We start from the raw sequence: 15820 nt of genomic DNA on the forward strand, positions 1-15820 counted from the left end.
TTGATTCTAGTTGTAGACGTGGGGAACAGCAATATGGTGCTCGGCGTATATCAAGGCCGTGATTTGCTGCACCACTTTCGTCTGAGTACATCACGTCAGTCAACAGTGGATGAATACGGCGTATTGATTTATAATTTATTTCATATGTCCGGCATCAGGGCAAGTGACATCGAAGGTGTCATCATCTCATCTGTGGTTCCGCCACTGGTGAATGTAATCGAAGCGATGTGTGAGAAGTATGTGGGCAAAAAAGCTTTGCTCGTTGGACCTGGTATCAAAACTGGCTTGAACCTGCGATACGAGAACCCTCGTGAAGTGGGTGCAGATCGTATTGTTAATGCAGTGGCGGCCGTTGAGAAGTATGGCGGCCCTCTCGTCGTGGTCGATTTTGGTACTGCAACGACCTTTGACTGTATTGACGAGAAAGGTCACTATCTGGGGGGAGCTATTGTACCTGGCATTCAGATTGCCACTGAAGCGCTCTATGAGCGGGCATCCAAGTTGCCTCGTATAGAGCTGGAGAAACCCAAAAAGGTCATTGGCCGTAATACTATTCATGCCATGCAAGCAGGTATTATATTTGGCTATGCAGGCCAGGTAGATGGTATTGTAGAACGTATTCGCGAGGAGATGGGAGCAAAGCCCCGAGTTATCGCGACGGGTGGTCTCGCTACACTTATCGCAGAAGAGACCCGTAGTATAGAGGAAGTTGATCCTCTGCTTACGCTTGAAGGGCTGCGTATTATATATGAGCGGAACCGGGAAAGGTGAGCATAGAGACGGCATACAGCGGGCTGAGATTACAGCTTAAGTGTTGTGCCGTTTTTCTGTGTTACAACTATTATGGCGATACGCCAAAGGAGGCTGAATGACTTGGAAAACAACAAGCATGACCGGTTAATTCGTGGTACAGCAATGAATGGAAAGGTAAGAGCCTTTGCTATCCAGACTACGGAACTGGTTGAGGAACTACGCAGAAGACATGATACGTTTCCCACGGCTACAGCTGCCATGGGGCGTACGGTTACAACAGCAGCCATTATGGGTGCAATGCTCAAAGGTGAAGAGAAGTTAACGGTACAAGTCAACGGTGATGGGCCCATTGGACAGATTGTAGCTGATGCCAATGCCAAAGGCGAAGTACGGGGATATGTTTCTAATCCGCATGTACATTTGCCAAGCAATAGTATGGGAAAACTGGACGTTGCAGGCGCAGTTGGAACCGAAGGTTTCATCAACATAACGAAGGATTTGGGACTGAAAGAACCATATCGTGGCAGTGTGCCTATTATTTCAGGAGAACTGGGCGAAGACTTCACGTACTACTTTGCTCAATCGGAGCAAACACCTTCTGCTGTAGGCGTTGGTGTGCTCGTTGATACGGATAATTCCGTTATTGTCGCAGGCGGATTCATTATGCAGCTGTTGCCGGGATTGACAGATCCAGAGATCACGGCGATCGAAAACGCCATTAGTACGTTGCCGCCAGTGACAACGTTGCTGGAGCAGGGGCTTGAATTGGAAGAGTTGCTTCGCCGATTGTTGCCAGATGTACAAGTGATGGAAGGATTGGATATTCAATTTAACTGCGAGTGTTCACGTGAGCGGGTAGAGAAGACACTAATCAGCCTGGGCCAAACGGAAATGGAGCAATTAATTGAAGAAGAGGGCCAAGCTGAAGTAGTTTGCCAATTCTGTAATGAAGCCTATGACTTTAACAAAGAACAACTTGAGACCATCCTAGAGCAAGCCAAGAACTGATCTATGCGGGGACGGGATGCGGAATGACAAGACAGGAAAAAGGGTTGTGGACGGCTGTAATTGTCTTGACGCTGGGCATGTTGGTCATGGGTACGGTGATGGCTATGCATGGTCTCAGACAGGGCAAAGACGAGGCAGATGCATCCCATGATGCCAATACGGAAGAAGGAAGCACCGTAGCAACGATCAACGGAGAAGTAATCACGGATAAAGAGTGGACCGATGCGCTGAAACGACGTTACGGCAGTGAGTTATTACTCCAGATGTTAAACCGTAAAGCAGTATATGCCGAAGCAATTGAACGCAAGCTGATTGTCACTCCCCAAGAGATTGCAAGAGAACTTGCCGCCGCGATGGATGGGTACGATTCAGAGAAATCGTATTTTGACGAAATGAAGTCCCAGTTGGGTCTGTCGAAACAGGAACTTGAATTGGAAGCCGGCTACAGGCTGCTACTTGAGAAAATTGCAACGATTGGCATACAGATCAAGGATGCAGATATTGAGCATTACTGGACTGAACACCGTGAGGATTACGTTTCCCCCGAGAAATATGACTTGTCCATCATCGTAGTGAAGGAAGAAGAGGAAGCCGATTCCTTACTGGATGCGTTGGAGAAGGGGCGAGACTTTGAAGAAGCTGCTCGCACGCAATCGACAGACAGCTTCTCTCGTGATGCTGGTGGGAGGCTGGGATGGATTGAGCAGAATGACCCATTCCAGTCAGAAGAAATCCTTCAACTTGCTGCCGGGCTGGATGTAGGCGATATTGCCGGTCCGGTTCGAGTGGAAGAAGGTTATGCTATTATCAGACTTAATGATAAAGAAGAACGCCAGGTGCAGTCGGCCGAAGAGGTCCGTGAGGAGATTCGAATGCAACTGGCTCTGAGTCAGGCTGATCCGTTGCCGCAGGTAGAGCAAATGCTACGTAACAAGTATGAAGCCGTGATCCTGTCCGAGATTCCTGCCTCCTGAATGCAATGGAAAAGATTGTTTCGTACTGCTGCATCTTGATAAAAATACTCTGTCTGCGGTCTTAGGGCCAAAGGGAGAGTATTTTTTTGAGTACTCATATTGACAATAACGGTTAACGTTGATAAGATGAAAATAATAAATACCTACTCGTTTACTCGGATATAAAAGATTTACTTATGAACAAAGAAACTTTCGGAAACCTCAGCCCTGTCTAGAAATCTTAGCAGTAAGGGGTGGGATCAACACGATTTCCGCAGTTCTTCTATAACATCCAGAGGCTACCGGCAGCACAGTATAAAGTAACAGGACTTAAGTATTACTCATCCCACTAAGGAGGGCATTCATATGGCTAAAGTAGTTAATAACGTAACAGAACTCATCGGGGGTACTCCGCTTGTTCGTCTGAACCGTATCGTACCTGAAGGCAGTGCTGAAGTATTCGTGAAGCTGGAGTACCAGAATCCAGGTTCAAGCGTGAAAGACCGTATCGCAATTAGCATTGTGGAAGAAGCGGAAAAAGAAGGCAAGCTGAAACCAGGTGATACCATTATCGAAGCAACAAGTGGTAACACGGGAATTGGACTCGCGATGGTGGCTGCAGCCAAAGGCTACAAGTCCGTTATTGTAATGCCTGAGACGATGAGCTTGGAGCGTCGCAACTTGCTTCGTGCGTATGGTGCCGAGCTTGTGCTTACACCTGGAGCGGAAGGTATGAATGGTGCTGTTAAAAAAGCCGAAGAACTGCTGAAAGAAAACCCATCCTATTTCATGGCTGAGCAATTTAAAAATAAAGCCAACGTGAAGATCCACCGTGAAACGACTGGCCCCGAGATTGTTGAAGCAATTCAATCTGTAGGCGGTACGTTGGATGCGTTCGTTGCGGGAATTGGTACAGGCGGAACAATTACAGGTACAGGCGAAGTGCTCAAAGAAGCTTTCGCTGGCATTAAAATTGTTGCGGTTGAGCCAGCAGCTTCGCCAATTCTGGCGGGCGGCAAACCAGGACCACATAAGATCCAGGGAATTGGTGCCAACTTTATCCCTGAGATCCTGGATCAGGAAATCTATGATGAGATCATTCACATTGAGAATGATGATGCATTCGAGACGGCTCGCCAGGTAGCGAAGGAAGAGGGCATTCTGTCCGGTATTTCCTCCGGTGCAGCGATCCGTGCGGGTCTTCAGGTTGCAAAACAATTGGGTGCGGGCAAACGCGTTGTCGTAATCGTGCCAAGTAATGGCGAACGTTACCTCAGCACACCTCTTTACAACTTCGAAGGCTAAGTCTACAAATGACTAAACCAATCCTCCTTGCCCGTATGACGGGTATGGAGGATTTTTGGCGTAATGCTTTTAAAAGGGGCGGTGCTTTAGTATACTATCAGACAATAGAACTAGCGACAGATGGAGGGCGGCACACCGCAATGACACACCTGATGACAACATACGCCGACTGGATGGAGTGGGCTGAACAAGGCTGGACCATGATGCCCTATATCACGAAGTCGGATGAGGGGCCGTATCATGGCGGTTTACCGTTATCGTGGGAGGCAGCCTGGGAGCAGGCGTCACCATACGCAATTGTGCTGGAGAATGGCAAAGGCGGGAGATATACATTTCTGGGGTTAGACCCCGTATCTGTAATTTCCGGGAAAGGTCAAGAAGCGGTTATTCATGATGTGACAAAAGGAACCACCTCGACAGACAGCGGCAAGCCGCTTGATGTTTTGAAGAGATGGACTGCCCCGTATAGCGCACCCAAGGTTAATGGGGCTCCAGACTTTGGGGGTGGATACGCAGGTTATCTCAGCTACGATGTAGCAAGATCATTGGAGAAGCTTCCAGTCTTGGCTGAGGATAACCCGGCTCTGCCGGATTATTGGTGGATGCGTTTTGAAGAAATATGGGCGTACGACCATCAGCAACAGGCACTTTTCTGCATGGTTCATCTGACTATAGAGCCTAATCAGGACGAAACCGATATCCGTGGTCTATATGCAGCGGCCGAAGCACGAGGTACAGCGATGCAGCAAAGATGGCTTCATATTATGGGGACTGCACAGGCCGAGGAACAACAACAGGTACTGGAACGCCGCAACAAGCAGGTCAATCGTACACCGCAGCCTGAAGATGCGGAAAAAGAATCGGAAGGATGGGAGACCTCCTTTCCCCAGGAGGACTTTGAACAGGCTGTACGCACGGTACAAGAATATATCAGGCAGGGCGATGTGTTCCAGGTGAATCTGTCCTTGAGACAGGAAAAGCGGCTTCATTCGAGCGCTGAGCATATTTATGAATGGCTGCGCCTTGTGAATCCATCACCGTATATGGGTATGCTGCGTAGTCCAGACTTTCAACTGGTAAGCGGATCGCCCGAGCTTCTGGTCAAAGTGGAGAATGGCAAAGTCAGTGCACGTCCCATTGCAGGGACCCGAAGAAGGGGCCGTGATGCAGTAGAAGATAATGCTATGGCGGATGAACTGCTCAGCAGTGAGAAGGAACGGGCGGAGCATATTATGCTCGTTGATCTGGAACGTAATGATATCGGACGGATTGCGGCCTATGGTTCGGTTCATGTGCCTGAATTGATGACCATTGAGAAGTATTCCCATGTCATGCATCTCGTTTCCCAGGTGGAAGGCAGGCTGGCAGAAGGTTTATCGGTATTTGATGTTATTGCTGCGACATTCCCGGGTGGAACGATTACCGGAGCGCCGAAAGTCCGCACCATGGAGATTATCGAGGAGCTTGAACCTGTGCGTCGTGGGCCTTATACGGGTTCCATCGGGTGGATGGATTACAGTGGAAATATGGAATTGAACATTGTCATTCGTACGCTTGCCATTAAGGATGGCATTGGTTATGTTCAGGCCGGTGCAGGGATTGTCATTGATTCCGATCCATATCGGGAATACAAGGAATGTCGCAACAAGGCAAGAGCCATGATGAGAGCGGTGAATTACAGCGAGGAAGCGGAAGCAAGCAGAGCTGTCGAACAAGAACAAGCGAAAAGAACAGAAGCTGTTAAACTAAAATAAAACGAAGCAACCGTCACCTGCGTTGACGGAAGATGAGGAGGAGCAGGCATATGATACTGGTTATCGATAATTACGATTCCTTCACGTACAACCTGGTTCAATATCTGGGTGAACTGGGTGAGACGGTGGAAGTTCGCCGCAACGATGAGATTGATTTGGCAGGCATAGAGGCATTGGCACCTGATCATATTCTGATCTCTCCGGGCCCGTGTACACCGAATGAAGCGGGCATCAGTCTGGCAGTCATCGATCACTTCAAGGGAAGCATTCCGATCTTTGGTGTGTGTCTGGGGCATCAGTCCATTGGACAAGCGTTTGGTGGTAATGTTATTCGTGCGGAGCGCATGATGCACGGAAAAACATCGGAGATGCACCATAATGGAACTTCTGTATTTGCTGGTTTACCATCCCCATTTACAGCTACCCGTTATCACTCCCTGATCGTAGAGCGTAGCAGCTTGCCTGATTGCCTGGAGATTACAGCGGAGACAGCTGAAGGTGAGATTATGGGTCTGCGCCACAAAGAATATGCGATTGAAGGGGTTCAGTTCCACCCGGAATCTATTATTACAGACCATGGTCATCAGATGCTTCGTAACTTTTTGTCCAAACAAGTGAAGGTATAATATGCAATATGCCGCGATAAATGGAGAGTTGGTCAATATGGCGGCGGCCGTGGTTCCTGTAACGGATCACGGCTTTTTGTACGGACTTGGACTGTTTGAGACGTTCCGGACGTATCAGGGTGTCCCTTATCTTCTGGAACGGCATCTGGAGCGCATGTCCTCGGGGTGTAAGGAGCTTGGCATTCCTTTTACAACGACCGCAGCAGAGGTGACAGGTTGGATTCAACGTTTGATGGATGCGAACGGACTTCGGGATGCGTATGTGCGATACACGGTATCAGCCGGTGAAGCACCGCTAGGCTTACCTTCTGGTGATTATTTGAAGCCAAATCATATTTTACTGGCAAAAGCATTACCTGAACCTGCTCCCTCCTTATATGAGAGTGGCAAAATGCTCCAACGGTTGTCTACACCTCGCAACACGCCCGAAGGAGAAGTTCGGTTCAAGTCTCTGCATTACATGAACAGCATTCTGGCGAAACGGGAGCTTAACGGGTACGGGCAGCATGTGCAGGGTGCGGAAGGGTTGCAATTAACCCGCGATGCTCATATAGCGGAAGGGATCGTCAGCAATGTATTTTGGGTACGGGAAAAAGTAATCTACACGCCAGCGCTCTCAACCGGCATTCTGCCGGGCATCACTAGAGCTGTGGTACTTGAGATCGCCATGCAGCAAGGAATTCCTTGCATAGAAACGTTAGCTGCCTGGGAGGACCTCCTGCAAGCAGATGAAATATTTCTAACCGGTTCGGTGGCCGAACTGGTTCCGGTTACAACTCTGCGGGATCAGGACGGAGCCGAAACGATAATCAGCAACGGACATATAGGCCCGGTTACAGCAGTACTTTTGGGTATGTACCGGCAGAAAGCGGGGTATACTTCATGACACTCACACCGATCATCTATGAACGGAAATATGCATGGGGGCCAGCTGAGTTGAAGCTGGGTACAAGAACACAGATTATGGGCATTCTTAACGTCACGCCTGACTCGTTCTCGGATGGTGGACGTTATACCAATGTGGAGCGGGCGGTTGCTCATGCCAAGCAGATGATGGAGGATGGGGCAGACCTGATTGATATCGGCGGGGAGTCCACCCGGCCAGGCTCAGAGGTCGTGGGCGCCGATGAAGAGCTTAGCCGGATTATTCCGGTTATTGAAGCATTGCATCAGCAAGTCCCGCACATTCCGATATCGGTAGACACGTATAAGGCCGATGTTGCACGTCATGCCATTCTGGCTGGTGCCCATATCATTAATGATGTGTGGGGTGCCAAGGCAGATTCAGATATGGCCCGCACGGCAGCAGAGCTGGGGTGCCCCATCATTTTGATGCATAATCGGCAGGATCGGAATTACACCGATTATCTAAGTGATGTCGTCAGTGATTTGCAGGAGAGTATACAGATTACGCTGGGAGCCGGCGTGAAAGCAGATCAGATTATCCTGGACCCGGGCATTGGTTTTGTGAAGGATCTCGGAGAAAATCTGAATCTCATGTCATCGCTCAGTTTGCTCAATGAATTGGGTTATCCGGTTCTGCTAGCCACCTCACGTAAAAGATTCATTCAGAACACCCTGGATGTCGGGGCGGATGATGCGCTGGAAGGAACGGCTGCGACCGTTGCATTTGGCATTGCCCAAGGCTGCCAGATGGTTCGGGTTCATGATGTGAAGTCGATTCGGCGGACGGCAGACATGTGTGATGCCATGTTATATGCTTCTCCGGGTATACGGAGGAAATAATGCTGGCGGGTCCGATTGACCCGTCCAGTGGAAGTGCAACGTTTTTCAAAGGAAAAGCTAAGGGATAACTTCAAATAGATTAAAATTTCAATATATATAGAGGGCAGGCGGATCGTATGGATAGAATGGTGTTGCATCGTATGGAGTATTACGGATATCATGGCGTTTTTGCAGAAGAACGGAAGCTGGGAGCGCGTTATTATATTGATCTGGAGATTGATATGGACCTGGGTGAGGCTGGACGTAACGATGATCTGACCAAAACGATTAATTATGCGGAGATCCATGAGCTGGTAAAACAGATTGTAGAGAATAAATCATTCCAGTTAATTGAAGCTTTGGGCGAACATATTGCATCTTCTTTACTAGACACTTATACTATTATCAATGCATTGACAGTCAAGGTGACGAAGCCACATCCGCCATTCGATATTCATTTTGAGGGCGTAACGGTAGAGCTTCGCCGCACAAGAAAGTGAGAACCGATCATGATTGCACATTCGACCTCTGAATCTTCAGAGGCTTATATTGCTTTAGGGGCCAATTTGGGTGACCGGGAACAGACGCTGCTTGAAGCATTGTCTTTGCTGGATGAACACCCTCATATATCTGTTATGCGTTGTTCTGCACTATATGAGACGGAGCCTGTAGGATATGTAGATCAGCCTGCATTTCTGAATATGGCAGTCGCCGTACAGGTGATGCTGACACCAGAGCAGTTGCTCAATGAATTACTGGATATCGAGAACCGGCTTGGACGTGTTCGTGATATTCGTTGGGGACCGCGTACCGTTGATCTGGATCTGCTCTGGATGCACGGTGAGACGCGAGATACCGAATTGCTTCAATTGCCTCATCCCCGCATGGGAGAACGGGCTTTTGTGCTGGTCCCACTGTCGGATATCGTACCGGAGGGCGAGATTTCAGGTTTGTATACCTTTGTACACTCATCGTTGTCTGTACTGGATGGAAAGGATGGAATACAGCTTTGGAAAACATGCAATTGGCCAATCGAATCCGGGCATTCCGGAAGCTGAAGGGCTTAACACAACATGAACTTGCGGCCGAGACCGGCATCTCGCTGGCCATTCTGGGAACCATTGAACGGGGAAACCGTAAGGTAACACAGCAAGAGCTGGATCGAATTGCTGGTGTGCTGGCAATTAGTATCGAGGAGTTGCAGGGCAACTAGGACCGTTTCGTTTTCGTCATGCTACAACAACAAAGATATCGATCGAACTTAATATCGTGATATATACAAAATTAAAAAAGGAGTGGAACGACTACCGTGCTTAACATTGGTGGCATTGAAATGAAAAACCAGGTCGTACTTGCGCCGATGGCTGGCGTATGTAATCCGGCTTTTCGTTTGATCGCAAAAGAATTCGGAACAGGCCTTGTGTGCGCGGAGATGGTGAGTGGCAAAGCCATTGTCCATGGCAACCAGCGTACACGTGAGATGTTGTTTGTAGATGAGCGTGAGAAACCGCTGAGCCTTCAAATTTTTGGGGGAGATCGTGATTCCCTCGTAGAAGCAGCCAAGATCGTGGACAAAGAAACCAATGCAGATATCATCGATATTAACATGGGATGCCCTGTGCCAAAGGTAACGAAATGTGATGCAGGTGCGCGTTGGTTACTTGATCCGAACAAAATCTATGAGATGGTATCCGCTGTCGTGGACGCGGTTGAGAAGCCGGTGACGGTCAAGATGCGTATTGGCTGGGATAACGAGCATATCTTCGCGGTTGAGAATGCGCTCGCGGTTGAACGTGCGGGTGGACAGGCGGTGAGTGTACACGGCCGTACGCGTGAGCAACTCTATACAGGCACGGCTGACTGGTCACACATCAAAGATGTAAAAGAGGCTGTCTCTATTCCAGTGATCGGCAATGGTGATGTTCATACACCAGAGGATGCACGCCGTATGCTGGATGAAACGGGTTGTGACGGAGTTATGATTGGTCGTGCGGCCCTGGGTAATCCATGGATGCTGTATCGTACCATTCAATACTTAAGCACGGGTGAATTGCTTCCTGACCCGAATGGCGAAGAGAAGATCCGTGTTGCCATCCTGCATATGGATCGCCTGATCGCACTGAAGAATGAGACGGTTGCCGTACGCGAGATGCGTAAACATCTGGCTTGGTATCTGAAAGGCTTGAAAGGATCTGCCCGCATCAAGGACGTTATTATGGAAGGAACCAAGCGGGATGAGATGGTACAGATTCTTGAGAATTTTGTAGGTCAGCTGAAAATGGAAGGTAATCTGGAGTCCGAACCGGTAATCGCCGGAAACGCATCCTGATCTAGAGATTTAAAACGTTTACAGCTATATAGGACGTAACATTGACTTTTCGAGATCGTTCACCTATAATTTCTCAGTATAAATTCGCCATGTGCGTCATAAGGCTAGTGCATCAGGAGGAACGTTCTGTTTCTCCGGAGAACTTCATATAGTTTTGAATATGTATGCGGGCGGGGCTCTGTAAAACAGCACTGGTTCCGTTGCCGTGAAATCAAATTTATTCCCATGACAGGAGAATCGGTTGAGATGAGCGATAAGGAAGTTATCCTTACACCAGAAGGACTCAAGAAGCTGGAAGAAGAACTGGAAATGCTAAAATCGGTTAAGCGCCGCGAAGTGGCTGAACGGATTAAGGTAGCCATCGGGTATGGAGATATCAGTGAAAACTCTGAATATGAAGACGCGAAGAATGAGCAAGCTTTCATTGAAGGACGTGTAATCACGTTGGAGAAATTGCTTCGTAACGCGCGGATTATCAACAGCGATGAGATCGATACGAATGTTGTAAGCGTAGGGGCAACCGTAACTGTAGAAGATTTGGAATTCGGAGACATCACGGAATATACTATTGTAGGTACAGCCGAGTCGGATCCGCTTCAGAACAAAATTTCGAATGAGAGCCCTGTAGGTAGAGCAATTCTGGGCAAGAAAATAGGTACAGTGGTTGATGTAAGTGTGCCTGCTGGCGTAATTCAATATAAAATTGTAGATATCAAAAAGCTATAGCAACGAAGCAGTTGGGCACGGTAAACAAAAGCTTCCTTAGGGAAGCTTTTTCAACATTTGAGGAAGAGTATCCTCTTGCGATGCCTGCAATGTAAATAAGGAGATGAATACAGATCATGACGGATGAAGTCTTGAATCAGGAAACCGAACTTAGTGAGCTTTTACAAATTCGCCGTGACAAATTGGACGAGCTCCGCAAATTGGGAATCGACCCTTTTGGCCAAAAATACGTACGTACCGAAGAAGCCGGCTCCATTCTGAAGAAGTATGAAGAACTGACCAAGGAAGAGCTGGAAGAGAAGCACATCGAAGTCAGTATAGCCGGACGGATTATGGCGAAGCGGGGAATGGGTAAAGCAAGCTTTGCACATATTCAGGACCTGAGCGGCAGAATCCAGATCTATGTTCGTCAGGATACCGTGCCTGAAGACAAGTATGCGGCATTCACCCTGCTGGACCTAGGCGATATCGTTGGGGTAACTGGCGTGATCTTTAAGACCAAAACAGGTGAAACGTCTGTCAAAGTTACAGATCTTGAAGTGCTGTCCAAATCGCTCTATCCGCTTCCGGATAAATTCCATGGTCTCACTGACGTAGAGCTGCGTTACCGCCAGCGTTATGTTGACCTGATTATGAGCCCGGACGTACAACAGACCTTTATCGCACGTTCCAAAATCATTCAATCGATGCGTCGTTACCTGGATTCCCTTGGATATCTGGAAGTGGAAACACCTACGTTGCATACCATCGCAGGAGGAGCGGCAGCACGTCCGTTCATTACACATCACAATGCGCTGGATATGGAACTGTACATGCGGATTGCGATTGAACTTCACCTGAAACGTCTGATTGTTGGCGGACTGGAGAAGGTATATGAGATCGGCCGTGTATATCGGAATGAAGGGATGTCCACACGTCACAATCCGGAGTTCACCATGATTGAATTGTATGAGGCATATGCCGACTACAAGGATATTATGCAATTGACGGAGAACCTGGTTGCTCATATTGCACAGGAAGTACTGGGTACGCAAGTGATCCAGTATGGAGATTATGAAGTAGATCTTACGCCGCAGTGGCGCCGTGTTACGATGGTGGATGCAGTTAAGGAAGTTGTGGGCGTAGACTTCTCCGTACACATGACGGATGAGGAAGCACATAACTTGGCGAAGGAACATAAGGTTCCGGTTGAAAAACATATGACATTTGGTCATATTCTGAACGCGTTCTTTGAAGAGTTTGTGGAAGAGACGTTGATTCAACCGACATTCATCATGGGACATCCTCTTGAAATCTCACCGCTGGCGAAGAAAAATGATGTAGATCCACGCTTCACAGATCGCTTCGAATTGTTCATCGTTGGACGCGAGCATGCCAATGCCTTCACAGAGCTGAATGATCCAATCGATCAGCGTCAGCGCTTTGAAGCACAGATGCTCGAGAAAGAACATGGGAACGACGAAGCTCATGAGATGGATGACGACTTCATCCGTGCGCTCGAATATGGTATGCCACCAACAGGCGGATTGGGAATCGGGGTTGATCGTCTGATCATGCTGCTTACCAACTCCCCGTCGATTCGTGACGTACTGCTCTTCCCGCACATGCGTCCTCGTACGCAAGATTAAATAAGGAACGTAGGATGCGTTCATAATAGAAGAGGAACCTGCCGTTCAGTATTATGCTGGGGCAAGTTCCTCTTTAGGTTTACATAGACGCTAAAAATAAAGTTCGTCAGAAGGCCCTTGCTACAGCACACCATTAGGGTAGCGCCGGGTCTTGAATTTGTTAGATTAACCTGTTTGTATTTTTGTTAAAAGAGGTGCCCTTCATGAAGTTCAGGCTTCACTTTGCCAAATTCTTATCTCCTCCGTTAATTCTGGTCGGTGGATTTCTGCTTATTATTGCGATTGGAACGGTGCTTCTCATGTTGCCAATCTCCAACCAAAGCGGTGTGCATTTGGCGTTTATTGATGCTCTCTTTACAGCAACCTCTGCCGCATGTGTGACTGGACTAGTCGTTGTGGATGTAGGGATGACATTTAATTTGTTTGGTCAGATCGTCATTATGGTATTGATGCAGCTTGGTGGACTCGGCTTCATGACCATGGCTACCCTCTTTGCGCTTGTATTGGGCAAGCGAATCTCACTCAAGGACAGACTATTACTTAAAGAAGCCATTAATGCAGACAGTATGGAAGGGATAGTACGCATTATCCGTAAGGTGTTGATTTTCTCCTTTACCATTGAAGGGGTGGCTGCTGTCATGCTGGCGCTACGCTGGGCAACGGAGATGCCATTGGGTCAGGCGGTATACTATGGAATATTTCATTCCGTTTCATTGTTTAATAACGGCGGATTTGATCTGTTTGGCAACAGCTTTCAATACTACACCGGAGACTGGATATTCAATGTGACCGCTTCCGTGCTCGTTATCTCTGGTGGACTAGGTTTTGTTGTGTTAAATGATCTGTTCGAGTATCGCAAACGTCGACGCCTATCCCTACAGTCCAAACTGGTGCTGTCTGTGTCGGGAGCGCTGATTGGTATAGGAGCGATTGTGTTGTTTGTTTTCGAATTTACCAATGGACATACATTGGCTTCACTCACCTGGAGTGAGAAGATCTATGCGTCCTTCTTCCAGTCTGTCTCTACACGTTCGTCGGGAACAAGTACAATCGATATCACGGAGATGAGGCAGGCTACCCAATTTTTCTTCATTCTGCTGATGTTTATCGGGGCTTCCCCAGGATCGACCGGGGGCGGGATCAAGACGACTACATTCCTGATTATGATTGGTGCAGTGTATGCCATGATTCGGGGAAATAAGGATATTGTGTTTTTCCGTCAGCGTGTGCCGAAGGAACTGCTGATGAGGGCGCTGACCATTATTATGGTTTCTCTGATCATATTCATGATCGTGGTGATGCTTCTGCTTACGACAGAGGATGCGCCATTCCTTTCACTGATGTTTGAAGCTGCATCGGCTATTGGTACCGTAGGTCTTTCCGTGGGAGTGACTGATGAGTTGACCAATTGGGGAAAAATCATTATTACCTTTACCATGTTTGTAGGTCGGATTGGGCCATTAACCATTGCGTATGCTCTTCGTCCGCGCAAAGAGAAGAAACTGTATCGTCATCCGGAGGGCCGGATCATTATCGGATAAAAAAGAAAAACCGTCAGACATTCAGAACTAACTCCTGTTATCGTAACGGGGCTTAGTCACAACGAATGTACTGCGGTTTTTTTGGTTTAACGGCACAAGGAAGCAAGATGCAAAGTGAGAACATCGTCCATGAGCTTGGCATTCATCTGATCGGGTCTAAGCACGGTATGTATGCCTAAGCCATCCACGAGTGCATACAATCTCTCGATCTCCAGTTCTTTGTCCAGATCGGGTCTGGAGAGTTCGAGCTTTATCAGGTAGTTGATAACAGAACCTACAGCTTGTCTGAGTTCATCATATACGGTATTAGCAAGTTCTTTGAGTGTAGGATCGGTTTTTGATCTGGCTGTAAAAGCGTACCATACCTCCATTTCGTCCAGTTTCTCTTCCGTGTTTGGTAAGAATTCGAGCAAAAGGCATTTCATATTGTCCATGGGAGAGCCGGTAAAGGACATTTTTTGGACTCGATGGGATACCCGTTCGGATACCAGATTCATGGCATATAGTAGTAGTTCCGACTGTGTAGAAAAGTAGTGACGCATCGAACCAACCGAAACTCCAGCTTCTTCAGCAATATTTCGAACAGAGGCCTGTTCCATTCCATCTCTTCGTATAATACGCCAAGCTGCCTCGGCCACGAGCACGCGCTGTTTATCATGATCAACAATTTTAGGCATAGGTGTATTATATCACTGTTGATTATTATAATACATACGTGTTAAATTATATTTAATACATTTGTATCATAAAAAGGAGGGGCTGAAATGATTGGTTATTTCATTATAGGTTGTGAGATTGCCTTTTGGGTGTTTGTGTTCACGGGTCTGAGTGTCAGGTATCTCCTTGGCATGAAGCGGTTAGGCATCGGTTTGTTAATGGCGACGCCGGTTATCGATCTGTTATTACTGGTAGCTACAGTTATGGATCTACAGCGAGGAGCTACAGCAAGTATGATTCATGGTATAGCTGCGTTGTATATAGGAGTAAGCATTGCTTATGGTCATCAGATGATCGCTTGGGCGGATCGATATTTCCTATATTGGTTCAAGGGTGGAGAGAATCCTCGCAGCAACAAGTTATATGGTAGAGAACATGCGAGACGTGAGCGTAGTGGATGGTTTAGACATCTATTGGCTTGGGCTATAGGAAGTGCTTTTCTGTTCGCCATGATATGGTGGATTGGAGATGCTGAACGTACAGCTGTCTTCAATAATCTGATTAGAGTGTGGGGAATGATACTCTGTATCGATTTTCTGATAAGCTTCAGCTACAGTTTATGGCCAAGAAAGGTTCCTATTAGGAATGTTAAACATTAAAGAGAAAATGGACGTGCGTATGAACTTGCTAAGTTGGGAGAATACCATATGTACGTCCGTATTAGATCAAATCGATTGTTAATATAGTTTCAAAAAAAGACTTGCATTGTAAATCTGTACATGGTATATTCTAATTCCGGCCAAGAAAACACAGTT

Annotated in this window: 17 protein-coding genes; 16 read left to right on the plus strand and 1 reads right to left on the minus strand. The window is 47.5% G+C overall.

The window, feature by feature from the left end:
• The 15 genes from J7E78_RS21645 to J7E78_RS21715 all read left to right on the plus strand — a co-directional run bounded on the left by J7E78_RS21645 (window position 1) and on the right by J7E78_RS21715 (window position 14348).
• The gene (locus J7E78_RS21645) at window positions 1–771 is read left to right on the plus strand and encodes a type III pantothenate kinase (protein WP_215078150.1); all 771 of its coding nucleotides are present in this window, start codon (window positions 1–3) and stop codon (window positions 769–771) included.
• 102 nt (window positions 772–873) lie between these two features.
• Window positions 874–1761 (plus strand): Hsp33 family molecular chaperone HslO, encoded by an 888-nt coding sequence (hslO, locus tag J7E78_RS21650; protein WP_397330606.1) that lies wholly within the window; start codon window positions 874–876, stop codon window positions 1759–1761.
• Window positions 1762–1784: 23 nt separating this feature from the next.
• The gene (locus J7E78_RS21655) at window positions 1785–2735 is read left to right on the plus strand and encodes a peptidyl-prolyl cis-trans isomerase (protein WP_215078152.1); all 951 of its coding nucleotides are present in this window, start codon (window positions 1785–1787) and stop codon (window positions 2733–2735) included.
• A gap of 345 nt (window positions 2736–3080) precedes the next feature.
• A complete protein-coding gene (gene cysK, locus J7E78_RS21660; RefSeq protein WP_215078153.1) occupies window positions 3081–4019 on the plus strand; it encodes a cysteine synthase A in 939 nt (312 codons plus the stop codon).
• A gap of 140 nt (window positions 4020–4159) precedes the next feature.
• Complete coding sequence (locus J7E78_RS21665) at window positions 4160–5773, plus strand: anthranilate synthase component I family protein (RefSeq protein ID WP_215078154.1); 1614 nt, start codon at window positions 4160–4162, stop codon at window positions 5771–5773.
• A 50-nt stretch (window positions 5774–5823) separates the two neighbouring features.
• Window positions 5824–6399: an aminodeoxychorismate/anthranilate synthase component II gene (gene pabA / locus J7E78_RS21670; protein ID WP_215078155.1), complete on the plus strand. Its 576-nt coding sequence runs from the start codon at window positions 5824–5826 to the stop codon at window positions 6397–6399.
• Between the two features lies 1 nt (window position 6400).
• A complete protein-coding gene (locus tag J7E78_RS21675; RefSeq protein ID WP_215078156.1) occupies window positions 6401–7285 on the plus strand; it encodes an aminotransferase class IV in 885 nt (294 codons plus the stop codon).
• Window positions 7282–8145 carry a dihydropteroate synthase gene (gene folP, locus J7E78_RS21680; RefSeq protein ID WP_215078157.1) on the plus strand — a complete coding sequence of 288 codons (864 nt, stop codon included), beginning with the start codon at window positions 7282–7284 and terminating at the stop codon, window positions 8143–8145. Before J7E78_RS21675 ends, folP begins: the two co-directional genes overlap by 4 nt.
• Window positions 8146–8261: 116 nt before the next feature.
• Window positions 8262–8624, plus strand: coding sequence for a dihydroneopterin aldolase (gene folB, locus J7E78_RS21685; protein ID WP_017691339.1), 363 nt, complete (start codon window positions 8262–8264; stop codon window positions 8622–8624).
• Window positions 8625–8633: 9 nt separating this feature from the next.
• Window positions 8634–9182 carry a 2-amino-4-hydroxy-6-hydroxymethyldihydropteridine diphosphokinase gene (gene folK / locus J7E78_RS21690; RefSeq protein ID WP_215078158.1) on the plus strand — a complete coding sequence of 183 codons (549 nt, stop codon included), beginning with the start codon at window positions 8634–8636 and terminating at the stop codon, window positions 9180–9182.
• A complete protein-coding gene (locus J7E78_RS21695; RefSeq protein ID WP_397330607.1) occupies window positions 9143–9337 on the plus strand; it encodes a helix-turn-helix domain-containing protein in 195 nt (64 codons plus the stop codon). The genes folK and J7E78_RS21695 overlap by 40 nt, the downstream gene beginning before the upstream one ends.
• A gap of 96 nt (window positions 9338–9433) precedes the next feature.
• Window positions 9434–10453: a tRNA dihydrouridine synthase DusB gene (gene dusB, locus J7E78_RS21700; RefSeq protein ID WP_215078160.1), complete on the plus strand. Its 1020-nt coding sequence runs from the start codon at window positions 9434–9436 to the stop codon at window positions 10451–10453.
• A 246-nt stretch (window positions 10454–10699) separates the two neighbouring features.
• Window positions 10700–11179 (plus strand): transcription elongation factor GreA, encoded by a 480-nt coding sequence (gene greA / locus J7E78_RS21705; RefSeq protein WP_215078161.1) that lies wholly within the window; start codon window positions 10700–10702, stop codon window positions 11177–11179.
• Between the two features lie 116 nt (window positions 11180–11295).
• A complete protein-coding gene (gene lysS / locus J7E78_RS21710; RefSeq protein WP_076216742.1) occupies window positions 11296–12807 on the plus strand; it encodes a lysine--tRNA ligase in 1512 nt (503 codons plus the stop codon).
• 203 nt (window positions 12808–13010) lie between these two features.
• Window positions 13011–14348, plus strand: coding sequence for a TrkH family potassium uptake protein (locus J7E78_RS21715; protein WP_215078162.1), 1338 nt, complete (start codon window positions 13011–13013; stop codon window positions 14346–14348).
• Window positions 14349–14434: 86 nt separating this feature from the next.
• Here the strand turns inward: J7E78_RS21715 and J7E78_RS21720 are convergent, their stop codons facing one another.
• A complete protein-coding gene (locus J7E78_RS21720) occupies window positions 14435–15025 on the minus strand; it encodes a TetR/AcrR family transcriptional regulator (protein ID WP_215078163.1) in 591 nt (196 codons plus the stop codon).
• A gap of 87 nt (window positions 15026–15112) precedes the next feature.
• Here J7E78_RS21720 and J7E78_RS21725 point away from each other — a divergent pair, with 87 nt between their 5' ends.
• Complete coding sequence (locus J7E78_RS21725; protein WP_215078164.1) at window positions 15113–15664, plus strand: hypothetical protein; 552 nt, start codon at window positions 15113–15115, stop codon at window positions 15662–15664.
• Window positions 15665–15820: the final 156 nt, after the last annotated feature.

Source organism: Paenibacillus polymyxa, assembly GCF_018614975.1.
GTDB classification, from domain to species: Bacteria; Bacillota; Bacilli; order Paenibacillales; family Paenibacillaceae; genus Paenibacillus; species Paenibacillus polymyxa_E.

Coding starts and splice junctions, on each gene's coding strand:
- J7E78_RS21655 (WP_215078152.1), top strand. CDS start 1,785: ATGACAAGACAGGAAAAAGGGTTGTGGACGGCTGTAATTGTCTTGACG.
- cysK (WP_215078153.1), top strand. CDS start 3,081: ATGGCTAAAGTAGTTAATAACGTAACAGAACTCATCGGGGGTACTCCG.
- J7E78_RS21665 (WP_215078154.1), top strand. CDS start 4,160: ATGACACACCTGATGACAACATACGCCGACTGGATGGAGTGGGCTGAA.
- pabA (WP_215078155.1), top strand. CDS start 5,824: ATGATACTGGTTATCGATAATTACGATTCCTTCACGTACAACCTGGTT.
- J7E78_RS21675 (WP_215078156.1), top strand. CDS start 6,401: ATGCAATATGCCGCGATAAATGGAGAGTTGGTCAATATGGCGGCGGCC.
- folP (WP_215078157.1), top strand. CDS start 7,282: ATGACACTCACACCGATCATCTATGAACGGAAATATGCATGGGGGCCA.
- folB (WP_017691339.1), top strand. CDS start 8,262: ATGGATAGAATGGTGTTGCATCGTATGGAGTATTACGGATATCATGGC.
- folK (WP_215078158.1), top strand. CDS start 8,634: ATGATTGCACATTCGACCTCTGAATCTTCAGAGGCTTATATTGCTTTA.
- J7E78_RS21695 (WP_397330607.1), top strand. CDS start 9,143: ATGCAATTGGCCAATCGAATCCGGGCATTCCGGAAGCTGAAGGGCTTA.
- greA (WP_215078161.1), top strand. CDS start 10,700: ATGAGCGATAAGGAAGTTATCCTTACACCAGAAGGACTCAAGAAGCTG.
- lysS (WP_076216742.1), top strand. CDS start 11,296: ATGACGGATGAAGTCTTGAATCAGGAAACCGAACTTAGTGAGCTTTTA.
- J7E78_RS21715 (WP_215078162.1), top strand. CDS start 13,011: ATGAAGTTCAGGCTTCACTTTGCCAAATTCTTATCTCCTCCGTTAATT.
- J7E78_RS21720 (WP_215078163.1), bottom strand. CDS start 15,025: ATGCCTAAAATTGTTGATCATGATAAACAGCGCGTGCTCGTGGCCGAG.
- J7E78_RS21725 (WP_215078164.1), top strand. CDS start 15,113: ATGATTGGTTATTTCATTATAGGTTGTGAGATTGCCTTTTGGGTGTTT.